This window comes from Arthrobacter sp. NPDC089319 (assembly GCF_040684925.1).
In the GTDB taxonomy this organism is placed as follows: domain Bacteria; phylum Actinomycetota; class Actinomycetes; order Actinomycetales; family Micrococcaceae; genus Crystallibacter.
In genome coordinates, this window is the sequence record NZ_JBFBGZ010000002.1 from 281290 (window position 1) to 299808 (window position 18519).

At 66.4% G+C, this 18519-nt stretch carries 17 protein-coding genes; 10 read left to right on the top strand and 7 right to left on the bottom strand.

Annotated elements, in window-relative coordinates; translation table 11 throughout:
• Nucleotides 1-11: 11 nt before the first annotated feature.
• Nucleotides 12-926, bottom strand: a complete 915-nt coding sequence (locus tag AB0N75_RS04105) for a LysR substrate-binding domain-containing protein (protein WP_364645504.1) — start codon at nucleotides 924-926, stop codon at nucleotides 12-14.
• A 104-nt stretch (nucleotides 927-1030) separates the two neighbouring features.
• Between AB0N75_RS04105 and AB0N75_RS04110 the strand changes: the two genes are divergently transcribed.
• Nucleotides 1031-2371: an MFS transporter gene (locus AB0N75_RS04110; RefSeq protein WP_364645507.1), complete on the top strand. Its 1341-nt coding sequence runs from the start codon at nucleotides 1031-1033 to the stop codon at nucleotides 2369-2371.
• Between the two features lie 90 nt (nucleotides 2372-2461).
• Nucleotides 2462-4798, top strand: coding sequence for an arylsulfatase (locus AB0N75_RS04115; RefSeq protein ID WP_364645510.1), 2337 nt, complete (start codon nucleotides 2462-2464; stop codon nucleotides 4796-4798).
• A 45-nt stretch (nucleotides 4799-4843) separates the two neighbouring features.
• On the opposite strand, the gene AB0N75_RS04120 is transcribed toward AB0N75_RS04115, so the two are convergent.
• Entirely contained in the window at nucleotides 4844-5827 is a 984-nt protein-coding gene (locus tag AB0N75_RS04120; protein WP_364645513.1) for a formylglycine-generating enzyme family protein, read from the bottom strand.
• A gap of 79 nt (nucleotides 5828-5906) precedes the next feature.
• Between AB0N75_RS04120 and AB0N75_RS04125 the strand changes: the two genes are divergently transcribed.
• The gene (locus AB0N75_RS04125) at nucleotides 5907-6785 is read left to right on the top strand and encodes a helix-turn-helix transcriptional regulator (protein ID WP_364645516.1); all 879 of its coding nucleotides are present in this window, start codon (nucleotides 5907-5909) and stop codon (nucleotides 6783-6785) included.
• Here AB0N75_RS04125 and AB0N75_RS04130 read toward each other — a convergent pair.
• The 3 genes from AB0N75_RS04130 to AB0N75_RS04140 form a co-directional block, all read right to left on the bottom strand.
• Nucleotides 6782-7306 carry a VOC family protein gene (locus AB0N75_RS04130; protein ID WP_364645986.1) on the bottom strand — a complete coding sequence of 175 codons (525 nt, stop codon included), beginning with the start codon at nucleotides 7304-7306 and terminating at the stop codon, nucleotides 6782-6784. The genes AB0N75_RS04125 and AB0N75_RS04130 overlap by 4 nt on opposite strands.
• 142 nt (nucleotides 7307-7448) lie before the next feature.
• Nucleotides 7449-8225 (bottom strand): VOC family protein, encoded by a 777-nt coding sequence (locus AB0N75_RS04135; RefSeq protein WP_364645519.1) that lies wholly within the window; start codon nucleotides 8223-8225, stop codon nucleotides 7449-7451.
• Between the two features lie 86 nt (nucleotides 8226-8311).
• Complete coding sequence (locus AB0N75_RS04140; RefSeq protein ID WP_364645522.1) at nucleotides 8312-8902, bottom strand: TMEM175 family protein; 591 nt, start codon at nucleotides 8900-8902, stop codon at nucleotides 8312-8314.
• A 366-nt stretch (nucleotides 8903-9268) separates the two neighbouring features.
• On the opposite strand from AB0N75_RS04140, the gene AB0N75_RS04145 reads away from it, so the two are divergent.
• From AB0N75_RS04145 to AB0N75_RS04170, 6 genes are all read left to right on the top strand, one after another.
• Nucleotides 9269-10003 (top strand): PIG-L deacetylase family protein, encoded by a 735-nt coding sequence (locus tag AB0N75_RS04145; protein ID WP_364645525.1) that lies wholly within the window; start codon nucleotides 9269-9271, stop codon nucleotides 10001-10003.
• The gene (locus AB0N75_RS04150) at nucleotides 10000-10695 is read left to right on the top strand and encodes a 4-carboxy-4-hydroxy-2-oxoadipate aldolase/oxaloacetate decarboxylase (protein WP_364645527.1); all 696 of its coding nucleotides are present in this window, start codon (nucleotides 10000-10002) and stop codon (nucleotides 10693-10695) included. The genes AB0N75_RS04145 and AB0N75_RS04150 overlap by 4 nt, the downstream gene beginning before the upstream one ends.
• Nucleotides 10685-11836, top strand: coding sequence for a 4-oxalomesaconate tautomerase (locus AB0N75_RS04155; protein WP_364645530.1), 1152 nt, complete (start codon nucleotides 10685-10687; stop codon nucleotides 11834-11836). The genes AB0N75_RS04150 and AB0N75_RS04155 overlap by 11 nt, the downstream gene beginning before the upstream one ends.
• A gap of 9 nt (nucleotides 11837-11845) precedes the next feature.
• A complete protein-coding gene (locus AB0N75_RS04160) occupies nucleotides 11846-12808 on the top strand; it encodes a VOC family protein (protein WP_364645533.1) in 963 nt (320 codons plus the stop codon).
• Nucleotides 12809-12874: 66 nt separating this feature from the next.
• Nucleotides 12875-13546 carry a GntR family transcriptional regulator gene (locus AB0N75_RS04165; protein WP_364645536.1) on the top strand — a complete coding sequence of 224 codons (672 nt, stop codon included), beginning with the start codon at nucleotides 12875-12877 and terminating at the stop codon, nucleotides 13544-13546.
• A 99-nt stretch (nucleotides 13547-13645) separates the two neighbouring features.
• Nucleotides 13646-15052 carry an aminomethyl transferase family protein gene (locus AB0N75_RS04170; protein ID WP_364645539.1) on the top strand — a complete coding sequence of 469 codons (1407 nt, stop codon included), beginning with the start codon at nucleotides 13646-13648 and terminating at the stop codon, nucleotides 15050-15052.
• A 155-nt stretch (nucleotides 15053-15207) separates the two neighbouring features.
• Here AB0N75_RS04170 and AB0N75_RS04175 read toward each other — a convergent pair whose 3' ends face one another.
• Complete coding sequence (locus AB0N75_RS04175) at nucleotides 15208-16710, bottom strand: aldehyde dehydrogenase family protein (RefSeq protein WP_364645542.1); 1503 nt, start codon at nucleotides 16708-16710, stop codon at nucleotides 15208-15210.
• 290 nt (nucleotides 16711-17000) lie between these two features.
• Between AB0N75_RS04175 and AB0N75_RS04180 the strand changes: the two genes are divergently transcribed.
• Nucleotides 17001-17702 carry an endonuclease/exonuclease/phosphatase family protein gene (locus tag AB0N75_RS04180; protein ID WP_364645988.1) on the top strand — a complete coding sequence of 234 codons (702 nt, stop codon included), beginning with the start codon at nucleotides 17001-17003 and terminating at the stop codon, nucleotides 17700-17702.
• Here AB0N75_RS04180 and AB0N75_RS04185 read toward each other — a convergent pair.
• A complete protein-coding gene (locus AB0N75_RS04185) occupies nucleotides 17699-18436 on the bottom strand; it encodes a polysaccharide deacetylase family protein (RefSeq protein ID WP_364645545.1) in 738 nt (245 codons plus the stop codon). The two genes, AB0N75_RS04180 and AB0N75_RS04185, sit on opposite strands and share 4 nt — an antisense overlap.
• Nucleotides 18437-18519: the final 83 nt, after the last annotated feature.

The window sequence follows — 18519 nt, forward strand, 5'->3', positions numbered from 1 at the left end:
TCGGAGCGGCGTCACGGCGCCTCCGGCCGGGCGGCTTCGGCCTGGCGCAACACCTCGACGGCGGCGGCGACCCGGCGCGGGGGAGCGTGGCCGGCCGGCAGCAGGGCAACGATGGCGTTGCGGGCATGCTTATCGGCGACCGGCCGGTGCACCACCTGGAGCCCGTCAAAGGTGGTGCCATCGACTGGCGGGCTGTTGGCGAAGGAGTAGCCGAGGCCGCGGGCCACCATGCAGCGGATGGTCTCCATGTTGGCGCTGGTCCAGCGCACATTGAGCTCCTGGCCGGCCTGTCGGGCCACGGTGGTCAACCGCTCAATGGTCGGCGGAACGTCCAGCAGGATCGCGGGTTCGGCGGCAATATCTTTCAACTGCACCGCGGACCGCTTGGCCAGGCGGTGGTCTTGCGGCAGCACCAGCTGGAGTTGGATGTCCTTGACGATCTCTCGGTCCAGATCCTCGTCCGCTTGGAGCGCATAGACCAGCGCGACGTCCAAGCGGCCCTCCCGCAGGCCTTCCTGGACGGCTCCGGCCGAGCTTTCGGTGAAGCGCAGGTCCACCTCCGGGTGGTGCTTGGTGAAGTACTCGGCGAGCGGCGGCACCAGCCGCGGCGAGAGCGTCTGGCTGCAACCAACGCGTAGCGGACCGCGAATCTGCCCCAGATTGTCGGAGATGGAGGCGGCTGCTTCGGTCACCCGCTCGAGAACCGCCCGGGCGTGCGAGGCGAACTCGATTCCTGCCGGCGTCAAGGCAATCTGGCGTGACCGACTGCGCACCAGCAGGTCAGCCCCCAAGGACTTCTCGAGTTGTGCAATGGCCATGGACGCAGCAGCTTGCGAGGCGTGGCAGGCTGCGGCCGCGGCCGTGACCGACCCGTGGTCCACCACCGCCACAAAGTACTCCATCTGCCGCAGGGTGAGCTCTGTCATAAGTCCTCTTGATGGGTCGCATCGAAACAATTGATTTTCCATATTATGTGGCCTGCAGCACACTTGAAGCAATCAGTCCGCCCCCAACCTTCGAGGAGCTCCACGTGCAGAGAACCAGCAACACCGGCACGGCGGTAGAGACTCCGGCGACGCTGCCGGAAGCAAACGATTCGCTGAACACGCGGGAGATGCGCCGCATCCTTTCGTCAAGCTTCATCGGCAGCGCCATCGAGTACTACGACTTCATCCTGTATGCCACGGCCGCATCGCTGGTCTTCGGCCACGTGTTCTTCGCCAACCTAGGCGACGGTTTCGCACTCTTCGCTTCCTTTGCCACGCTGGCCGCCGGCTACGTGGCCCGGCCGCTCGGCGGCGTGGTCTTCGGACACTTCGGCGACCGGATCGGTCGCAAGAAGATGCTGGTGCTCTCCATGCTGATCATGGGCGTGGCCACCATGATCATCGGGATGCTTCCACCGACCGCACAGATCGGGATCGCGGCCCCGGTCGCCCTGGTCATCCTCCGCCTGGTCCAAGGTGTCGCCGTCGGCGGTGAATGGGGCGGCGCCGCACTGATGGCGCTCGAGCACGCGCCGAAGTCCAAGCGCGGCTTCGCCACCTCCTTCGCCAATGCCGGCGGACCAGCCGGCGCCATTCTGGCCACGCTGGTGGTCTCCGCCGTCTCGGCTGCCACCGGCGACCAGTTCCTTGAGTGGGGCTGGCGTATCCCGTTCCTGCTGAGTGCCGTCCTGATCGTGGTCGGCATGGTGATCCGGCTGAAGGTGACGGAGTCGCCGATGTTCGCCAAACTGGAGGACGCTAGCGAAAAGCGCAAGATGCCGCTCCTGGATGTGCTGCGGAACCACCCGAAGGCGGTGGTCCTGGCCCTCGTCGCCACCATGAGCTTCTACTGCTGCCAGGGCCTGCTCACCGTCTGGGGCGTCTCGGTGGCCGTGGAGAACGGCGTTGACCGCTCCGGGGTGCTGAACTGGAAGGCCGCCGGCGCGGTCATGACCCTAATCGTAACGTTCTGGGCCGCACGGATGAGCGACCGCGTGGGCCGGCGCAAGATGCTGGTGATCGGCGGCATCACCGGCATTGTCCTCGCCTACCCGCTGATCACGCTGCTGGACAACGGCACGATGTGGGGCTTCGCCGTCGCCATCGTTGTGGGCAACGGACTGGTCCAGGGGCTGCTGTACGGGCCGATCGGCGCCTTCATCGCGGAGCAGTTCCCCACCCACGTCCGCTACACCGGTGCATCGCTCGCCTACCAAGGAGCATCGGTGCTCGGGGCAGGCTTCACACCGATGATCGCCACCGGTCTGGTCCTCGCCGCCGGCGGAGGGACCGGGTTGGTGGCAGCCTTCTGGGCCCTGGTCATCGCCGCGGGCACCGCTGCCGTGCTGATGACCCGCGAAAGCCACCGCGCAGAAATCGGCTGACACACTAACCGGCCAAGGCCGTTGCACTAACCCCAGCCGTCCACCCGTTGCCTTGCGGCGGGTGGACGGCGGCACCACCAAAGGAAAACCATGAACGATCAGCTCCACAACGGCCCGCACCCGGTGCGCGACTACACCGGATTCGAAGGAACCGTTGCCGAGAAAGCCAGTGAATCCATCGCGGCTTGGAAGCCGGCCGCGCGCGCCCGGGAAGGTGCGCCGAACGTCGTCGTGATGTTGATGGATGACATGGGGTACAGCGACATCGCCCCGTTTGGCAGCGAGATCGACACCCCGGCGCTGGCCGACATCGCCGCGGACGGGTACCGGCTGGGGAATTACCAGACGCCGCCGATGTGCGCTCCGGCGCGGGCCGCGCTGCTGACCGGGATGAACCCGCACCGGGCCGGGTTTGCTTATGTGCCGCACATGGATCCAGGCTTCCCGAATTCGGCCATGGAACTGCCGGCGGACGCGCCCACACTGGCCGAGAACTTCCGGGCGGCAGGGTACGCCACGTTCATGGTGGGCAAATGGCATCTGACGGTGGAGTCCAAGATGCACGATGCCGCCGAGAAGTCCTCGTGGCCGGTGCAGCGCGGCTTCGACCGCTACTACGGCTGCATGGACGGCTTCACCTCGCTGTTCCACCCGCACCGGCTGGTGCGGGACAACAGCCAGGTGGTGGTGGACGAATATCCGGAGGACTACTACCTCACCGATGACCTGACCGATCAGGCGCTGGGGATGATTTCCGAGTTGCGCAGCAGCGACGCGGGCAAGCCCTTCTTCCTCTACTTTGCCCACACCGCGGTGCACGGACCGGTCCAGGCCAAGGCGGCGGACATGGAGAAATACCGCGGCCGGTACGAGTCCGGCTGGGACCACATCCGGTCGGAGCGGTTCGCCCGGCAGGTCGAGCTGGGGCTGTTTCCGGAGGGCACGGCCTGCGCCCCGCGCAACAGTGAACCCGGTTCAGACGTGGTGCCGTGGGATTCGCTCAGTGTCGAACAACAGGCGCTGTTCGCCCGCTACATGGAGGCCTATGCCGCCGCGGTGGACAACGTGGACCAGAACCTGCGCCGGCTGACGGACCACCTGAAGGCGCTAGGTGAGTATGAGAACACCATCATCGTTTTCACCTCGGACAACGGCGGCACCTCGGAGGGCGGCGACACCGGAACGCGCAGTTACTTCAGCCGTTTCTCCGCACCGCGGTCCGGTCTGCCCATGGACTGGCAGCCGGACGTGCCGCGCGATCCCGAGCTGATCGGCGGGCCGCGGACCTACGTGCACTACCCGCGCGGCTGGGCCTACGCGTCCAACACCCCGTTCCGGATGTACAAGACGTTCCCGCATGCCGGCGGCGTCCGGGTGCCGATGCTGCTGTCCTGGCCGGCCGGCCTGCCCCGGACCGCGGATGACGACGGCGTCCGCCACCAGTTCGCGCATGCCGTGGACATTGGCCCCACCTTGATGCAACTTGCCGGCGTGCAGCCGCTGGCCGAACGCCACGGACTGCCGGCACGGGAAACCGACGGAGTGCCGTTCGGCAACTGGCTGCGGAACGCTGCGGCGACGTCGGAGCACACCACCCAGTACACCGAGCTCAACGGCCGCCGCGGCTACATCGCCGGGACCTGGAAGGCGATTGCCCCGGAACCCAACGGTCCCGGCTGGAAACACGACGGCTGGGAACTGTACGACCTGGCAGCCGACCCCACCGAACTGGTCAATGTGGCCGCCGAACATCCGGAGAAGGTGCGCGAACTCGCCGCGAAATGGCAGGCAGATGCCTGGTGGAACCAGGTCTACCCGCTCAACGACGACGGCTCGTTCAACCGCAATCGGCCGGCCAGCGAACTGCTTTTGGAACAGCCGGTGACGCTGTACCCCGGCGCGCCGACGCTGGAACGCTACCGCTCCGCCAAGCTGGTCCGGCTGCGCTCCTTCACCATCGACGCGCAGGTGGAGCTAGCAGCCGGCGACGGCGGCGTGCTGGTGGCGCACGGAGACCAGGGCGGCGGCTATGTGCTGTTCATCGAGCACGGCAAGCTGGTCCTGGCCTACAACGAGTACGGCGAGGTCAAGCGCATCGGCGCCCCGATCGAACCCGGGCTCCGCGATATCCGGGTGGAGTTTGCCGCGCTGCCGGACTTCAAGTGGGCCATCAGCCTGCATATCGATGGGCGCCAGCTGGCCGTCCTGCCGGACGTCTTCCAGCTGACCGGGATGGCACCGTTCGCCGGAATCAGCGTGGGGCTGGACCGCGGCGGCCCGGTGGACTGGGAGCTGTCCCGGCGCCACGGCTGCTACCGGTACACCGGACGGCTGCGCCACGTCCGCTACACCCCCGGCGACAAAGCCGACTACAACCCGGAACAGATCGTGGAACTGGACCGCGCCATGGCCGCTGCCTTCGAATAACGACGGCGATGCGCACCCTTCGGAGCGCGTCACCTGCCGGCTCGCTCAAACTGCGACGGTGCGGAAGCCGATGTTGCTGGCCGCGGAGTCCGGGGTGTTCTTGGAACGGGCCGCCACCCGGTAGCGGTTGCAGTACGAATCGTGGCAGAGGAACGAGCCGCCGCGCATGACCCGGCCCTGCCCGATGGTGGGGCCGGGCGGGTTGTCCGCCGGGGACTTGCGGTAGTACTTCGGCAGGAACCAGTCCGCGCACCATTCCCACACGTTGCCGCTGGTCTCGTAAAGCCCAAAGCCGTTCGGCGGGAAACTGCGCACCGGGGCCGGGCCGAGGAAACCATCGTCCAGCGTATTGTCCGTGGGGAAGATGCCCTGCCAGATGTTGCAGCGGTGCGTTCCGCCCGGTTCCACCAGCTCGTTGCCCCAGGGGTAGCGCGCCTGCGCCAGGCCCCCGCGGGCGGCGTACTCCCACTGCGCCTCGGTCGGCAGCGCCCGGCCTGCCCACCGGCAGTAGGCCACGGCGTCGTTCCACGAGACCTGGACCACGGGGTGGTCCGGAACGTCCTGCCACGAGGATTTGGGTCCATGGGGATGGGCCCAATCGGCACCCCGGACCGTGACCCACCACTGCAGCGATTCGGGCCGGCCCAAAATGTCAGCGGCATCGGCGGCGATCAGCAGGTGGAACACACCCGAGTAGCCGTAGACCTCGGACTCGGTTCGGTAGCCGGTGGCGGCGACGAAACGCTGGAACTCTGCGTTGGTCACTGCCGTGGTGTCCACCGTGAACGGGGACAGTGCCACCTCGTGCACCGGCCCTTCGCCGTCCTCCGGATAGCCCTCGTCGAACGCGTCGCCCATCAGGAAGCTACCGCCCGGCAGGGAGACCTGCTCGATAACACGGTCCTGGGCGGCAGGACTGACAGCCGGCGCGGCACCGTTAGCCGGGCCAGTTTCGGTTCCGGCAACAGTTGCAGGCGTGGTGGCAGAGGTGGCGGCGCCTTCACGCTCCGGCCCATGGCAGCAAGACATACGACTCCTTCGCGGGCACTGTCCTTTCAGGATAGTGCGGTGCCGGGCCGGGCAAGCACACGGCGGATACGATCGCAGCATGAGTTTCAGGCCGACCACGAAGGGGCACCTGACGCCGGGCTCCGGGTCCGTGGTGACCAGGTTTCCGGCGCGGGCGGATGTGGCTGCGTTTGTCCGCCAGGTGTGGATCCCGGAGTGGGTTCTGGTGGCGGGGGAGCGGGCTGAGCAGTTGGTGCTTGGCTATCCGGCGAGCAATGTGGTGGTGGAGCCCAACGGCGTCGCGATCTATGGGCCGACCAGCCGGGCGTCCACCAAGGTGCTGTCCGGCAGCGGGTGGGCGGTTGGCGCATTGCTGAAGCCCGCCGGCGTGTGGTTGTTCACCGAACGGCCGGCGGAACTGTTGGACGCGGAAGCCCCGGTGGAGGCTACTGCCCTGCACGAGTCGATCTGCGAGGTGATGGGAAGGTCTGGGGTGACGGACCGCTCCGGGGCCGCAGATTCCGGGCCGGCGGATCCCGGGTCGTCCGATGCCATTGCTGCGGATCGTGCCCGCGCCGCCGATCTGCTCCAAGATTACGTGCAGGCGCTCGCCGCTCAACGGTCCGACGGCGGAATGTCGAGTGACGCCGCCCTTGCCAATCAGATGGTGGACCTGATCGATGAGGGCGACATCCGGTCAGTGCCGCAGCTGGCCGGAGCGCTGCACTTGTCCGAGCGCACCCTGCAGCGGTTGGCGGCCCGCTACGTGGGGATGTCGCCGGTGCTGATGTTGCGCCGCCGTCGGTTGCAGGACGCCGCCGAGCGCGTCCGGGCCGAGCCCGCAACGAACCTCGGCGAACTCGCTGCCGAGCTGGGTTTTTCCGATCAGGCACATCTGACCCGGGAGTTCCGCCAGGTGCTTGGCTTTACCCCGCGCCAGTACCCGGGCGCGCCCGGGGATAAGGCGATGCAGGGTTAGGCCTCTCCGGACGCCATCGAATCCGCCCACTCGGCCACGCGGCGGCTGCTCTCTTCCGGCGACAGGTCCTCCACACGGGTCATGATGGACCACCGGACGCCGAAGGGATCGCGGATGCTGCCGTACCGGTCGCCGGACACGAAGGTGTTCACGTCTTCGCGCACGCTGGCGCCCGCAGCCACGGCACGCTCCACGGTGGCATCTACATCCGGCACATAGAGGCCCAGCGAGTAGCAGTCGTCGTCGCCCTCGGGCGGGCTGACCAGGTGGTAGGCCGGGTTGACCTCACCCAACTGCAGGCAGCCCGCGCCGAAATCGAGCGTCGCATGGACGACGACGGGGCTGCCGTCCGGGCCAGGCATGTCGGTCCGGTCCAGCAGTTTGGCCCCGAGGACCCGGGTGTAGAAGTCGATGGCGCCCGCGGCGTCGGTGAGCGCAATGAACGGTGTCAAGGACGTCATGCCGTGCGGGACTCCGCGGTCGGTGTATTCGCCGTGGGCTGGCTGGGTGGTATTAGTCATCATGCCTCCAAGCTAGGTGCGCGGCCGGCGTCCGGTCTTGAAGATTTCCGCCAAGGCGCGGCAATCGGTAGCCGGGCACCGCCGTCGTTATTGAAAGCAGTGGCTGTAGGGGCAGCGGTGCCCGGCTGGGTGGCTGGCCGGATTACTGCCGCGGCATGGCCTGGGCGACCAGGAACGTGGCGCCGGTCGGGTCGGTCAGCGTGGCCATGCGGCCGAACGGCGTGTCGTCGGCGGGCTGGGCCACGCTGCCGCCCAGGGCGGTGGCTTTCTCGACGGTGGCATCGGTGTTCTCCACCGTGAAGTAGACGCGCCAGTGCGCGGGGACGCCCTCGGGCAGCCAGGCTGTGGCGTCCATGATGCCGGCCGTGGCGTTTTCGCCGGAGCCGAGCGTGGTGTAGCGGAAGTCGTCGGTGTCGCTCATGACCTCGGTGTCCCAGCCGAAGACGTCCTGGTAGAACTTCACGGTGGCGGGGTAGTCACGGGTGAAGAGCTCGTGCCAGGCGGGGGAGCCGGGCTCGGCGGCTAGTTGGTAGCCGGTGTGCCCGGCGAACTCCCACAGGCCGACGGCGGCTCCGCCGGGATCGCCGATCATGGCCATCTTGCCCTGCTCCGGAACCTCCATCGGCGGCATATGGACCTGGCCACCGTTGGCTGCGGCCGCACGGGTAGCGGCGTCAATGTCCTCCACCCGCAGATAGGTGCTCCAGACGTCAGGGTAGCCGGAGTGCTGGCTCTGCATGATGCCGGCAACAGACTGGCCGTCCTTCAGTGCGGTGGTGTATCCGCCGTACTTTTCCTGGTCCCCGACCTCATACGTCCAGCCGAAAAGTTCGGTGTAGAACTGCTTGGCCTTCTCCGGGTCGGAGGTCATTAAGTCGACCCAGCAGGGTGCGCCGGGGCTGAAGGTGGGCTTGGGCATGGCGTGCTCCTATTCGGTGGGCGGGCGGTGGAGACATGCGCGAGCCTACTCGTGGCCAACCGCGGCGGCAATGGAAACCGGATGCCTCAGTCTTTGTGTTCCTGCCCGGCCAGGAAACGCTCCACCCTCCGGTCCGGAATCAGCCACAGGGACGCCACCACCGTGTAGGCCGCGATGCTGATCAAGGGCTGCAGCAACGCCGCCGCGATTCCGAAAACGTAGATGGGAGGGGAGATCTTTGCTTTCCAGTCCCGGCCCAGCGCCTGCGCCAGCGCGCCGTCGGGGCCCTGCTGGCGGATGAGGCAGGTTTCCAGAACGAAATAGGCGACCGCGGCCAGGAGCAGATTCACGCCATAAACAAGGACCGGCACGGTAACGAAGCCCGTTTCATCCATCCACCGGGTGGAAAACGGGAACAGGGACAGCCAGAAGAGCAGGTGCAGATTGGCCCAGAGGATGGTGCCGTTGATTTTCCCGGCCAGGTGAAGCATGTGGTGATGGTTGTTCCAGTAGATGCCCACGTAGACAAAGCTCAAAAGATAGCTGAAGAATCCGGGAGCCTGGCTGAACAGGGCCTGCCAGGTTGGCTCTTCGGGCGCATGCAGTTCCAGCACCATGATGGTGATGATGATGGCCATCACGCCGTCACTGAAGGCTTCCAGTCGGCCCTTGTTCATGACGAAACTTCCATGTTCTTCATGACCGAACATCCATGCACGAAATCATCGTCCTGCCGTCCGCCGATGGGAAGGGCCCGGCTTCGGCGGCTTCGCCGGGGTGACGAGTGTCTTGGGTCGGCGAGTTCGCTGGGGTTCTACCGTCACGGCAGTCTCGGGTTGGAGTGATCCGCCGCCCCGCTGTGCTCCCGAAGCCGACTCGCATTGCCACCGTGCAGCACCCTCCTCGCTCTGCTCCCCGAAGCCCCTTCGCGTTGCCACCGCGCAGCACCCTCACAGCCGGAGACATCTGAAACCAGAATTGTTGACAATCTGAGCGCGCCAGTGATTGACTTCACTCAGAACGGTCCGAGCCAAGGAGATTTCGTGAACAACACCGAACCGGCACTGCTGGTGGTCAGCGCCCACGCCGGCGACTTCGTCTGGCGGGCGGGCGGAGCGATCGCCGCCGCGGCGCAGCGGGGAGAGCGCGCCGTCGTCGTCTGCCTGTCCTATGGCGAGCGCGGTGAATCCGCCAAGGCCTGGCGCGAAGGCAAGGGGCTGGAGGAGATCAAGGCGATCCGCCGCGAGGAGGCGGAGAATGCGGCCGCGGCGCTGGGCGCGGAGGTCCGGTTCTTGGATGCCGGCGACTATCCGTTGGTACCCACCCGCGAACTGGTGGACCAACTGGTGCAGATCTACCGCGAGGTCAAGCCCACCGTGGTGCTGACCCATCCGCTGCTGGACCCCTACAACGGGGACCATCCGGCCGCCGCCCGGATGGCGCTGGACGCGCGGGTGCTGGCGCAGGCCATCGGCTACGACGCGCCGGGCGATCCGCTAGGCGCCCCGCCGGTGTTCTTTTTCGAACCGCACCAGCCCGAACAGTGCGACTTCAAGCCGAACGTGTTGCTGGACATCACCGAGGCCTTCGCCGCCAAACGCAAGGCGATGGAGTGCCTGGCGGCGCAGCAGCACATGTGGGACTACTACACGGACCTGGCCACCCGCCGCGGCGTGCAGGTCAAGCGCAACGCCGGCCCCAACCTCGGCTTCACCACTGACACCAAGGGCGAGGCCTATATGCGCTACTACCCGCAAGTGACCACCTCGCTGGCATGAAAAACGTCATTGTCACCAACCCGCCCCGGGCCGAGCTGGCCCACGTCGACGCGCTCGCCGGCTTCGGGGTGGCCACGGTGCACGAGGCTATGGGCCGCACCGGCCTGGCCGGCCCACAGTTCCGGCCCATCCAGTCCGGCGCCCGGGTGGCCGGCACCGCCGTGACGGTGCTCTGCTGGCCAGGCGACAACCTGATGATCCACGCGGCCATCGAACAGTGCCGCCCCGGGGACATCCTGGTGGTCACCACCACCTCCGAGTGCACCGACGGGCTGTTTGGCGAGCTGTTCGCCACCGCGCTGCGGTACCGCGGCGTGCGCGGCGTGGTCACCAGCACCGGCATCCGGGACCTCGCCGAACTTCAGGCGATGGGCTTCCCGGCTTGGTCGGCGGCTGTGCACGCGCAGGGCACGGTGAAGGCCACCGCCGGCGCCGTCAACATTCCCATCACGCTGGGTCGGATTACGGTGCGGCCCGGCGACGTGGTGGTGGCCGACGACGACGGCGTGGTCTGCGTGCCGCGGCTGGAGGTCCCGGCCGCGATCGAGGCATCGGAGGCGCGCGAGGCCAAGGAAGCGAAGACCCGGTCGCTGTTCCAGGAGGGCACGCTGGGCCTGGACTACTACGGCCTGCGCCCGCTGCTGGAAAAGCTCGGGGTGCAGTATGTGGCGGCCGAGGACTATGACAGCTGAGCGCGGCGGTGCCCGGGTTCCGGCCGCGGGGGCGGCTTCCGGCGGGGCGGGGAACTACGACGACGGCGTGCGCTGCCTGCTGATGCGCGGCGGCACCTCCAAGGGCGCCTACTTCCTGGCCGGCGACCTGCCGTCCGATCCGGCCGAACGCGACGACTTGCTGCTGCGCATCATGGGCAGCCCGGATGCCCGGCAAATCGACGGCGTTGGCGGCGCACATCCGCTGACCAGCAAGGTGGCGGTTGTCTCGCGCTCGGCCGACGGCGCCAGCGACGTGGACTACCTGTTCCTGCAGGTGGCCGTCGACGAGGCCGTGGTCTCAGACAGCCAGAACTGCGGCAACATCCTCGCCGGGATCGGGCCCTTCGCCGTCGAGCGCGGCCTGGTCCCGGCGCAGGAAAGCACGACGTCGGTGCGCATCCGGATGGTGAATTCGGACAGCATTGCAACGGCTACTTTCGCGACGCCCGGCGGCCGCGTGGACTACCGCGGTGACGCGGCGATCGACGGCGTGCCCGGTACGGCAGCGCCGATCACGCTGGACTTTGCGGACACCGCGGGCTCCTCGACCGGCGCCCTGCTGCCCACCGGCAACACCAAGGACGTGGTGGACAGTGTGGAGGTCACCTGCGTGGACAACGGCATGCCGTCGGTGCTGATGCGGGCCGCGGAGCTCGGAGTCAGCGGCTATGAGGAGCCTGCCGAACTGGAAGCCAACGCTGAACTGGCGGCCCGGCTGGCCCGGATCAGGCTGGCAGCCGCGGAGCTGATGGGCATGGGCGACGTCTCCGGCAAGACGGTGCCCAAGCTGGTGCTGCTCGCCCCGCCGCGCAACGGCGGGGCGGTGACCACCCGCAGCTTCCTGCCGGTGCGCTGCCACACCTCCATCGGCGTGCTCGGCGGCACCACAGTGGCGGCCGGCATCCAGCTTCCGGACGCCGTCGGGCATGAATTCGCGCAGTTGCCCGCGGACGGTGGGCCGCTGCGGCTGGAACATCCCACCGGCTACCTAGATGTTGGCGCCGCCCTGGAACAGGGGCCAACCGGCATGACCACCACGTCCTCCACGGTGCTGCGGACAGCGCGGAAGCTGCTCGACGGCACTGTCTTTCCCCGCGAACAAACACCAGCAACCACCTAAAGGATGAGCATGACACCCCATCACCGCGATATCGCCCATCTCGGCAACATCGAGCTCTTTACGGACAAATTCGACGAGAGCTACTGGTTCTTCAACGACCTGCTGGCCATGCGGGAAGTCGGCCGCGCCGGCGATTCGGTCTTCCTCCGCACCTGGGACGACTACGAGAACTGGAGCATCAAGCTCACCCCGCGGGCGGCCTCCGGGGCCGGGCTCGTCGCGCACCGGGCAGCGTCACCCGAGGCACTGGAACGGCTTGTCGCCTCGATCCAGGCGGCCGGACTCGGTGGAGGCTGGCGGGACGGTGAATTCGGCGTCGGCCCGTCGTTCCACTTCACCGACCCGGACGGGCACCCGATGTCCGTCTACTACGAAACCGAGTGGTACCAGGCCTCGGACGACAAGCCGGCGCTGAAGAACCAGGCCTCCCGCTTCCCGGGCCACGGCGTCAACGCGCGCCGGCTGGACCACATCAACTACCTGGCGGCCAACGTGGAGGAGAATGCCCAGTTCTCCGCCGAGGTGCTGGGGCTGAAGGACAGCGAACTCATCCGGCTGGACAACGGACGCACCGCGGCCCACTGGTTCCGGTTCGGTCAGAAGTCCTACGATCTGGTCTACTCCGCGGACAATCTGGGCGCCTCCGGGCGGCTGCACCACATCGCCTTCGCGCCGGACACTCGGGAAGACATCCTCAAGGCCGCGGACATCTTTTTGGAGAACGGCATCCACATCGAGTCCGGCCCGCACAAGCACGCCATCAACCAGACCTTCTTCCTCTACGTCTACGAGCCGGGCGGCAACCGCATCGAGTTCGCCAACGCCGGGGCACGGTTGCTGCTGGCGCCGGACTGGGAGCCGGTGGTGTGGAGCGAGGCGGAACGCAAGAAGGGCCAGGCCTGGGGAATGCAGACCATCTCCACCTTTCACACCCACGGCACGCCGCCCATCGATGCTCCCGACGAGCACTGAGCCCGACTGGGCTAGGTTATTGGCAACAACTTTGTCAGCACACGATTCAGCATGGAGCAGCCTCCCGTGAGCACCACCCCAACCGCCGTTCCGAAGTCCACCGACTCAGCCGCCGTCGTCGCCGGGCTGAAGAAGGCGATTGACCGCGGCGAACTGGTCCCCAACCAGCGGTTGGTGGAGGCGGACATCAGTGCGGAGTTCAATGCCAGCCGCGCCACCGTCCGGGCCGCGCTGGCGGAACTGACGCTGGAGGGCCTGGTAGAGCGGATCCAAAACCGGGGCGCCCGGGTGCGGGCCGTTTCGGTGGAGGAAGCCGTGGAGATCACCGAAGTCCGCGCCGCGCTGGAGGCCATCTGCGCCGCGAAGGCAGCAGAACACGTCACCGACGAGGACGTGCAGGAACTGCAGGCTTTGGGCCGGACCATGAGCCAGGCAGTGGAGACCGGGGACCTGCTGAAGTACTCGGACTGCAACAAGACGCTGCACCGCCGGGTCATCGAACTGGGCGGGCACCACACGGCGGCAGCCCTGATCGCGCGGCTGCGCGGCCAGAGCGTCCGGTTCCAGTTCCGGCTGGCCATGCAGCCGGGGCGGCCCTCGGTCTCCCTGCCCGAACACCTGGAGATTGTGGACGCGGTCTGCGCCAAGGATCCGGAACGGGCCGCGGCAGCCATGGAGAAGCATCTGAAGAGCGTTGCCACGGCCATCATGCGGGCAGCCGAGGATCCCGGCAGCTGACACACGCCGGTTCCCCTGCCACCCGCAATCGAACAGCATGCCCCGGGAACGGAGCATGGAGAAGATACGCCGGCTGCGGCCGGCGGGGAGAGGGGAATCATGAGTGCACAGAACCTGCAGCAGGTCCTGGACCAGGCCGGCAATACCGTCGAACTGCTGCGCAATTCGCAGATCGGCGCCTATATCTATCCGGTGGTGGCGCCGGAATTCACCAACTGGCGCAGCGAGGTGCGGGCCTGGCGGGACACCGCGGTGCTGTACGACCAGACGCACCACATGGACAACCTGTTCATCAAGGGCCCGGACGCGCTAAAGCTCATCTCCGACACCGCGGTCAACTCGGTGGCCAATTTCCCGGTGAACAGGGCAAAGCAGTATGTGCCGACGACGCCGTCCGGGCACGTGATCGGCGACGGCATCCTGTTCCACGAAGCCGAGGACCAGTTCGTCTACGTGGGGCGCTCGCCGGCGGCCAACTGGCTGCTCTTCCACGGGCAGACCGGCGGGTACAACGTGGAACTGGAGGTGGACCGCCGGTCGCCGTCGCGGCCGATGGGCAAGCCGGTGCAGCGCAAGTACTGGCGCTTCCAGATCCAAGGGCCGAACGCCTGGCAGATCATCGAAAAGATCAACGGCGGCCCGGTGGAGCAGTTGAAGTTCTTCAGCATGGACCACATGCAGGTGGCCGGAGCGCAGGTGCGCACGTTGCGGCACGGCATGGCGGGAGCTCCGGGGCTGGAACTGTGGGGGCCGTACGAATCCTACGACCGGGTCCGCGAAGCCATCTTGGCGGCCGGGCAGGAGTTCGGCATGCTCGCCGTCGGCGCCCGGGCCTATTCGTCCAACACGCTGGAATCCGGCTGGATCCCGTCGCCGTTGCCGGCCATCTACACCGGCGAGGAGCTCCGCCCCTACCGGGAATGGCTCGGCGCCGACAGCTACGAAGCCGTCAATGCCGTGGCCGGCAGTTTCGTTTCCGACAAGATCGAGGACTACTACCTGAATCCGTGGGAGCTGGGTTATGGCTCCTTCGTCAAATTCGACCACGACTTCATTGGCCGCGAGGCGCTGGAGAAGATCGACCCGGCTGAGCAGCGGAAGAAGGTGACGCTGGCCTGGAACGCGGAAGACATGACCAAGATCTTCGCCTCGCTGTTCGACGTCGAAGGCACGCCGTACAAATACTTCGACCTGCCCAACGCCAACTACGGGTCCTCGAACTACGACTCAATCGTGGACGCCGGCGGCACGAACGTGGGCCTGTCCCTGTTCACCGGCTACAGCGCCAACGAGAAGCGGGCGCTGTCCCTGGCCACCGTCAACCCGGACGTGGAAATCGGCACCGAGGTGAAGGTGGTGTGGGGAGAGCCCGACGGCGGCACGCGCAAGACCACCGTTGAGCCGCACCAACAGCTTGAGGTCCGCGCGGTGGTCAGCCCGGCACCCTACTCGGTCACCGCCCGGAACGAATACCGGGGCGGCTGGCGGACGGCGCAGGCGGTCTGACCCGCAGCGCTGAGCGCACGGGCCGGTTCCCTGCTGAGGGGATCCGGCCTGTTCCATTCATAGGGGCAGGTGAGGCAGGTCAGACGGTCGAGACGGCTGAAACGGCGTGTGGCCGGACTCTGAGAAAGGCCGACCACACGCCGTCGTCGTTGTTATTAGTGGCCCGCTGCCGCCGCCGCTTCGTCCAAGTGCGCGACGGAGCGGGTGTCCTGGAACGCACGGACGCCTTCGATGCCCTGCTCGCGGCCGAAGCCGGAGTGCTTCATGCCGCCGAACGGTGCGCGCAGGTCCAGCCGGGTGGCGCCGTGGTCGTTGACCCAGACGTAGCCGCAGACCAGCTGCGCTGCGAGAGCGTTGGCCTTGTCCTTGTCCGCGGTCCATACCGATCCGCAGAGGCCCGCCCAGGTGTCGTTCGCGGCCGCCACCGCTTCCTCTTCGGTATCAAAGGGGATGATCGGGATGACCGGGCCGAACTGTTCCTGGGTGACCACGCGCAGGGACGGATCGGGGTCCACGACCAGTGCGGGCTTGAGGAAGTTGCCGCTCTGCAGTTCGGGGTCGGAGGGCAGTTCGCCGAACTCGCGGACGTCGGCGCCGGCGGCCTTGGCTTCCGCGATGAGCTCCTCGACGAACTTCTTCTGGGCGGGCTGGTGCAACGGGCCCATGGTGGTGCCCTCGTCCAGGCCGTAGCCGATCACGGCTTTCTCCAACCGGGTGGACAGCCCGGCCACCAGTTCGTCCATCCTCGACCGGTGCACGTAGACCCGTTTGGCGTTCATGCAGATCTGCCCGGTGGTATCGAAGATCGCCGCATACAGCCGGTCCAGATGCGTGTCGTCCAGAATGGCGTCGTCGAGGAAGACGGCGGGGTCGTTGCCGCCGAGTTCAAGCGTGACGCGGGTCAGGCTCTTGGACGCCATCTCCATCATCTTCTTGCCGCCGCCGACGCTGCCGGTGAAGCAGACTTTGGCCACGTCGTCGTTCTGGATCAGGCCGCCCATCTCGGTGTCGTGGCCGGTGACGATGTTCAGCACGCCCGGCGGCAGTTTCTCCGCCACGCGCTGCACTACCCGGGTAATGGCCAGCGGGGTGGTGGGCGGCGGCTTCACGATGGCGGTGTTGCCGGCCAGCAGGGCGTGCGGCAGCGAGGCGCCGAGGATGGCGATGGGCCAGTTGAAGGGGACGATGACGGTCACCACGCCCAGCGGCTGGTAGGCCACGGAGGTGGTCACAGGAATGCCGGGTGCCGGTTCCAGGACCTTGCCCTGGTCCACTTCGTCGGCGAGCGAAAGCGCCAACTGGAAGCGGATGTCGAAGACCAGGGCGTCGATCCAGGCCTCCATCCGGATCTTGCCGTTTTCCTGCGACAGGATGGCCGCGTCCTCGTCCCGCAGATCCGCGAGGCCTTCGATCGCTGCGGCAAGCTGGGCCGCCCGCTCTTTCGCGCCGAGGGCAGCCCAAGCCGGGAAGGCGGATTTCGCGGCAGCTACGGCGTCGGCCACATCCTGTTTGGACGCGGCAGCGGCATAGCCCACCACGGCGTCCGGCTTGCCCGGGTCCGCCACGGCGTACCTCTCGCCGCTGTCCCGGACTTCACCCCCAATGTAGAGCCCCGTAGTGATTTCGGTGGTTTGGCCTGTGCTTGCCAAATCAGTCATCTCACAACACCTCTCTGTGTTTGTCATCCGGTCCCATGCCGGAAGCAGGAGCTGGTCAGGCCGAGGCCGTCCCGGGCGCCGTCGGAGAACAGCTTGGCATCGGGTGGGCAAGGCCCTGACTCCCCTCCCGTCAGCTTTACCTATATCCGGAGGGAGTGCTAGGGGTTGGAGCCGCTGAATCCGCTGCCTTCGTGACGCCGGCAGACCATTTCTGAGTGGATCACCCAGATTGGCTCGGTAGGATGGGCCGCAGGCAACAACTACCGCCGCCTTGGAAGGGTGATCCCTTGCTGAAAGCCATTAGCTACAACCTCCGGAAGCACAGTGCGAGCGAGGAACTCGAAGACCTGACCGACCGCTACGATGTAGACGTCATGTGCCTGCAGGAAGCGGACACTGAGAAGCTCCCGGACAAGGTTGGCCATCTGCAGTTGGCCGATTCGACCAAGGGGAACAGGCTCGGACTGGCCGTCTATTACGACGCAAAAAGATTCTCCGCCGTCGATACCAACACCTTTGAATTGAAGAAATCGCTGCACGATTACGTGTTGGCGCCGGCCCATGAGCGGCTGCTCGGAGTCAAGATGGTGGACAACGAAACCAAGCACGAAGTTGTCATCGGCGACTTCCACGCTGCCCCCTTGACGGCTACCAACTCCTTACGTCGGCATCAGATCAAGGCCGGCCACGAGGCTTTATTGGAAATGGGCGGCGACGGCCTACAGATGACGTTGATGGTGGGAGATTTCAACTACCCGTTCTTCACCAAGAACCTGGTTGAGCACCTGAAAGAAACCGGCTACGCGCTGACCTTGAGCAACCGCAGGACCTACACCCGCTACAAGCTCTTCCGCGGCCACTTCGATTTCGCCACGTCATTGGGGCTGGATATCCAGAGCGTGGAAACGCTGCCGCGCGGCCAGTCGGACCATTTGCCGATCCTGGTGACCGCTGAGTACGTCGACGAGAACTACCACGCCCGCGCCAGCTAGCAGGGCAGCCTGGACGGGAGCTTCACGGGACTGGTGATGACCGAGCCTTTATTGTCCTTGCCTCGATAGGCCCGGCACACCTTGAGGTCGCGGTCGGCCAGTCTGGATTTGATCTTGCTGATGGCATCCGGATTGAAGCCGTTCCACTGCATGTGCATCAGGATGGTGCCGCCCTTGGTGGCAACCTTCGCCACCGTTGAGACCACCTGCGCTTTGGACTTGCCGGTGGTGTCGTAGCTGCCTCTGGTCCACAGCCATGGCTTCATGCCGGCCTTTCGGTAGCCGCAGCGGACCGAGTCATCGATCCGGCCAAACGGCGGGCGGCCGTAATTGGTCACCACACCGGGGGCACGCAGTTCCCGGGCCACCGCAGCGCAGCTGAGCTTTTTCATATCTCCGCGGTGGTTGATGCTGTGGTTGATGACGTACTGGCCGTATGAGCGGGCCAGCTTCGCCAGATCGACGTCGTATTTCTTCTTGTACTTCTGTAAGCATTTGCCGGTAGGCGCGATGACGAGTCCGATGTTTTTCTTTTTGGCGTACTTGACGACCTTCTTGAAGGAGGTCAATGTCTTGGGACAGTCGTCATAGCTCAGCACCACGCGGCTGGTGTGGTTGGGCCCCCGCGCCTCGCTTTGAGTCCAATGAATAGCGGCCTGCGCGCTGGGCACGAACCCGGCGATGCTGAGCCCCAAGACAGTAACCAAGATGATCAGAATCCGGCGGGTACGCATAGCGCCACCGTCCTTCCCCCAAACACCGTACGGCCGGAACTGAGGTGGCCAGTTCGTGGGGCACGCGCGGCTACGCGCCATTT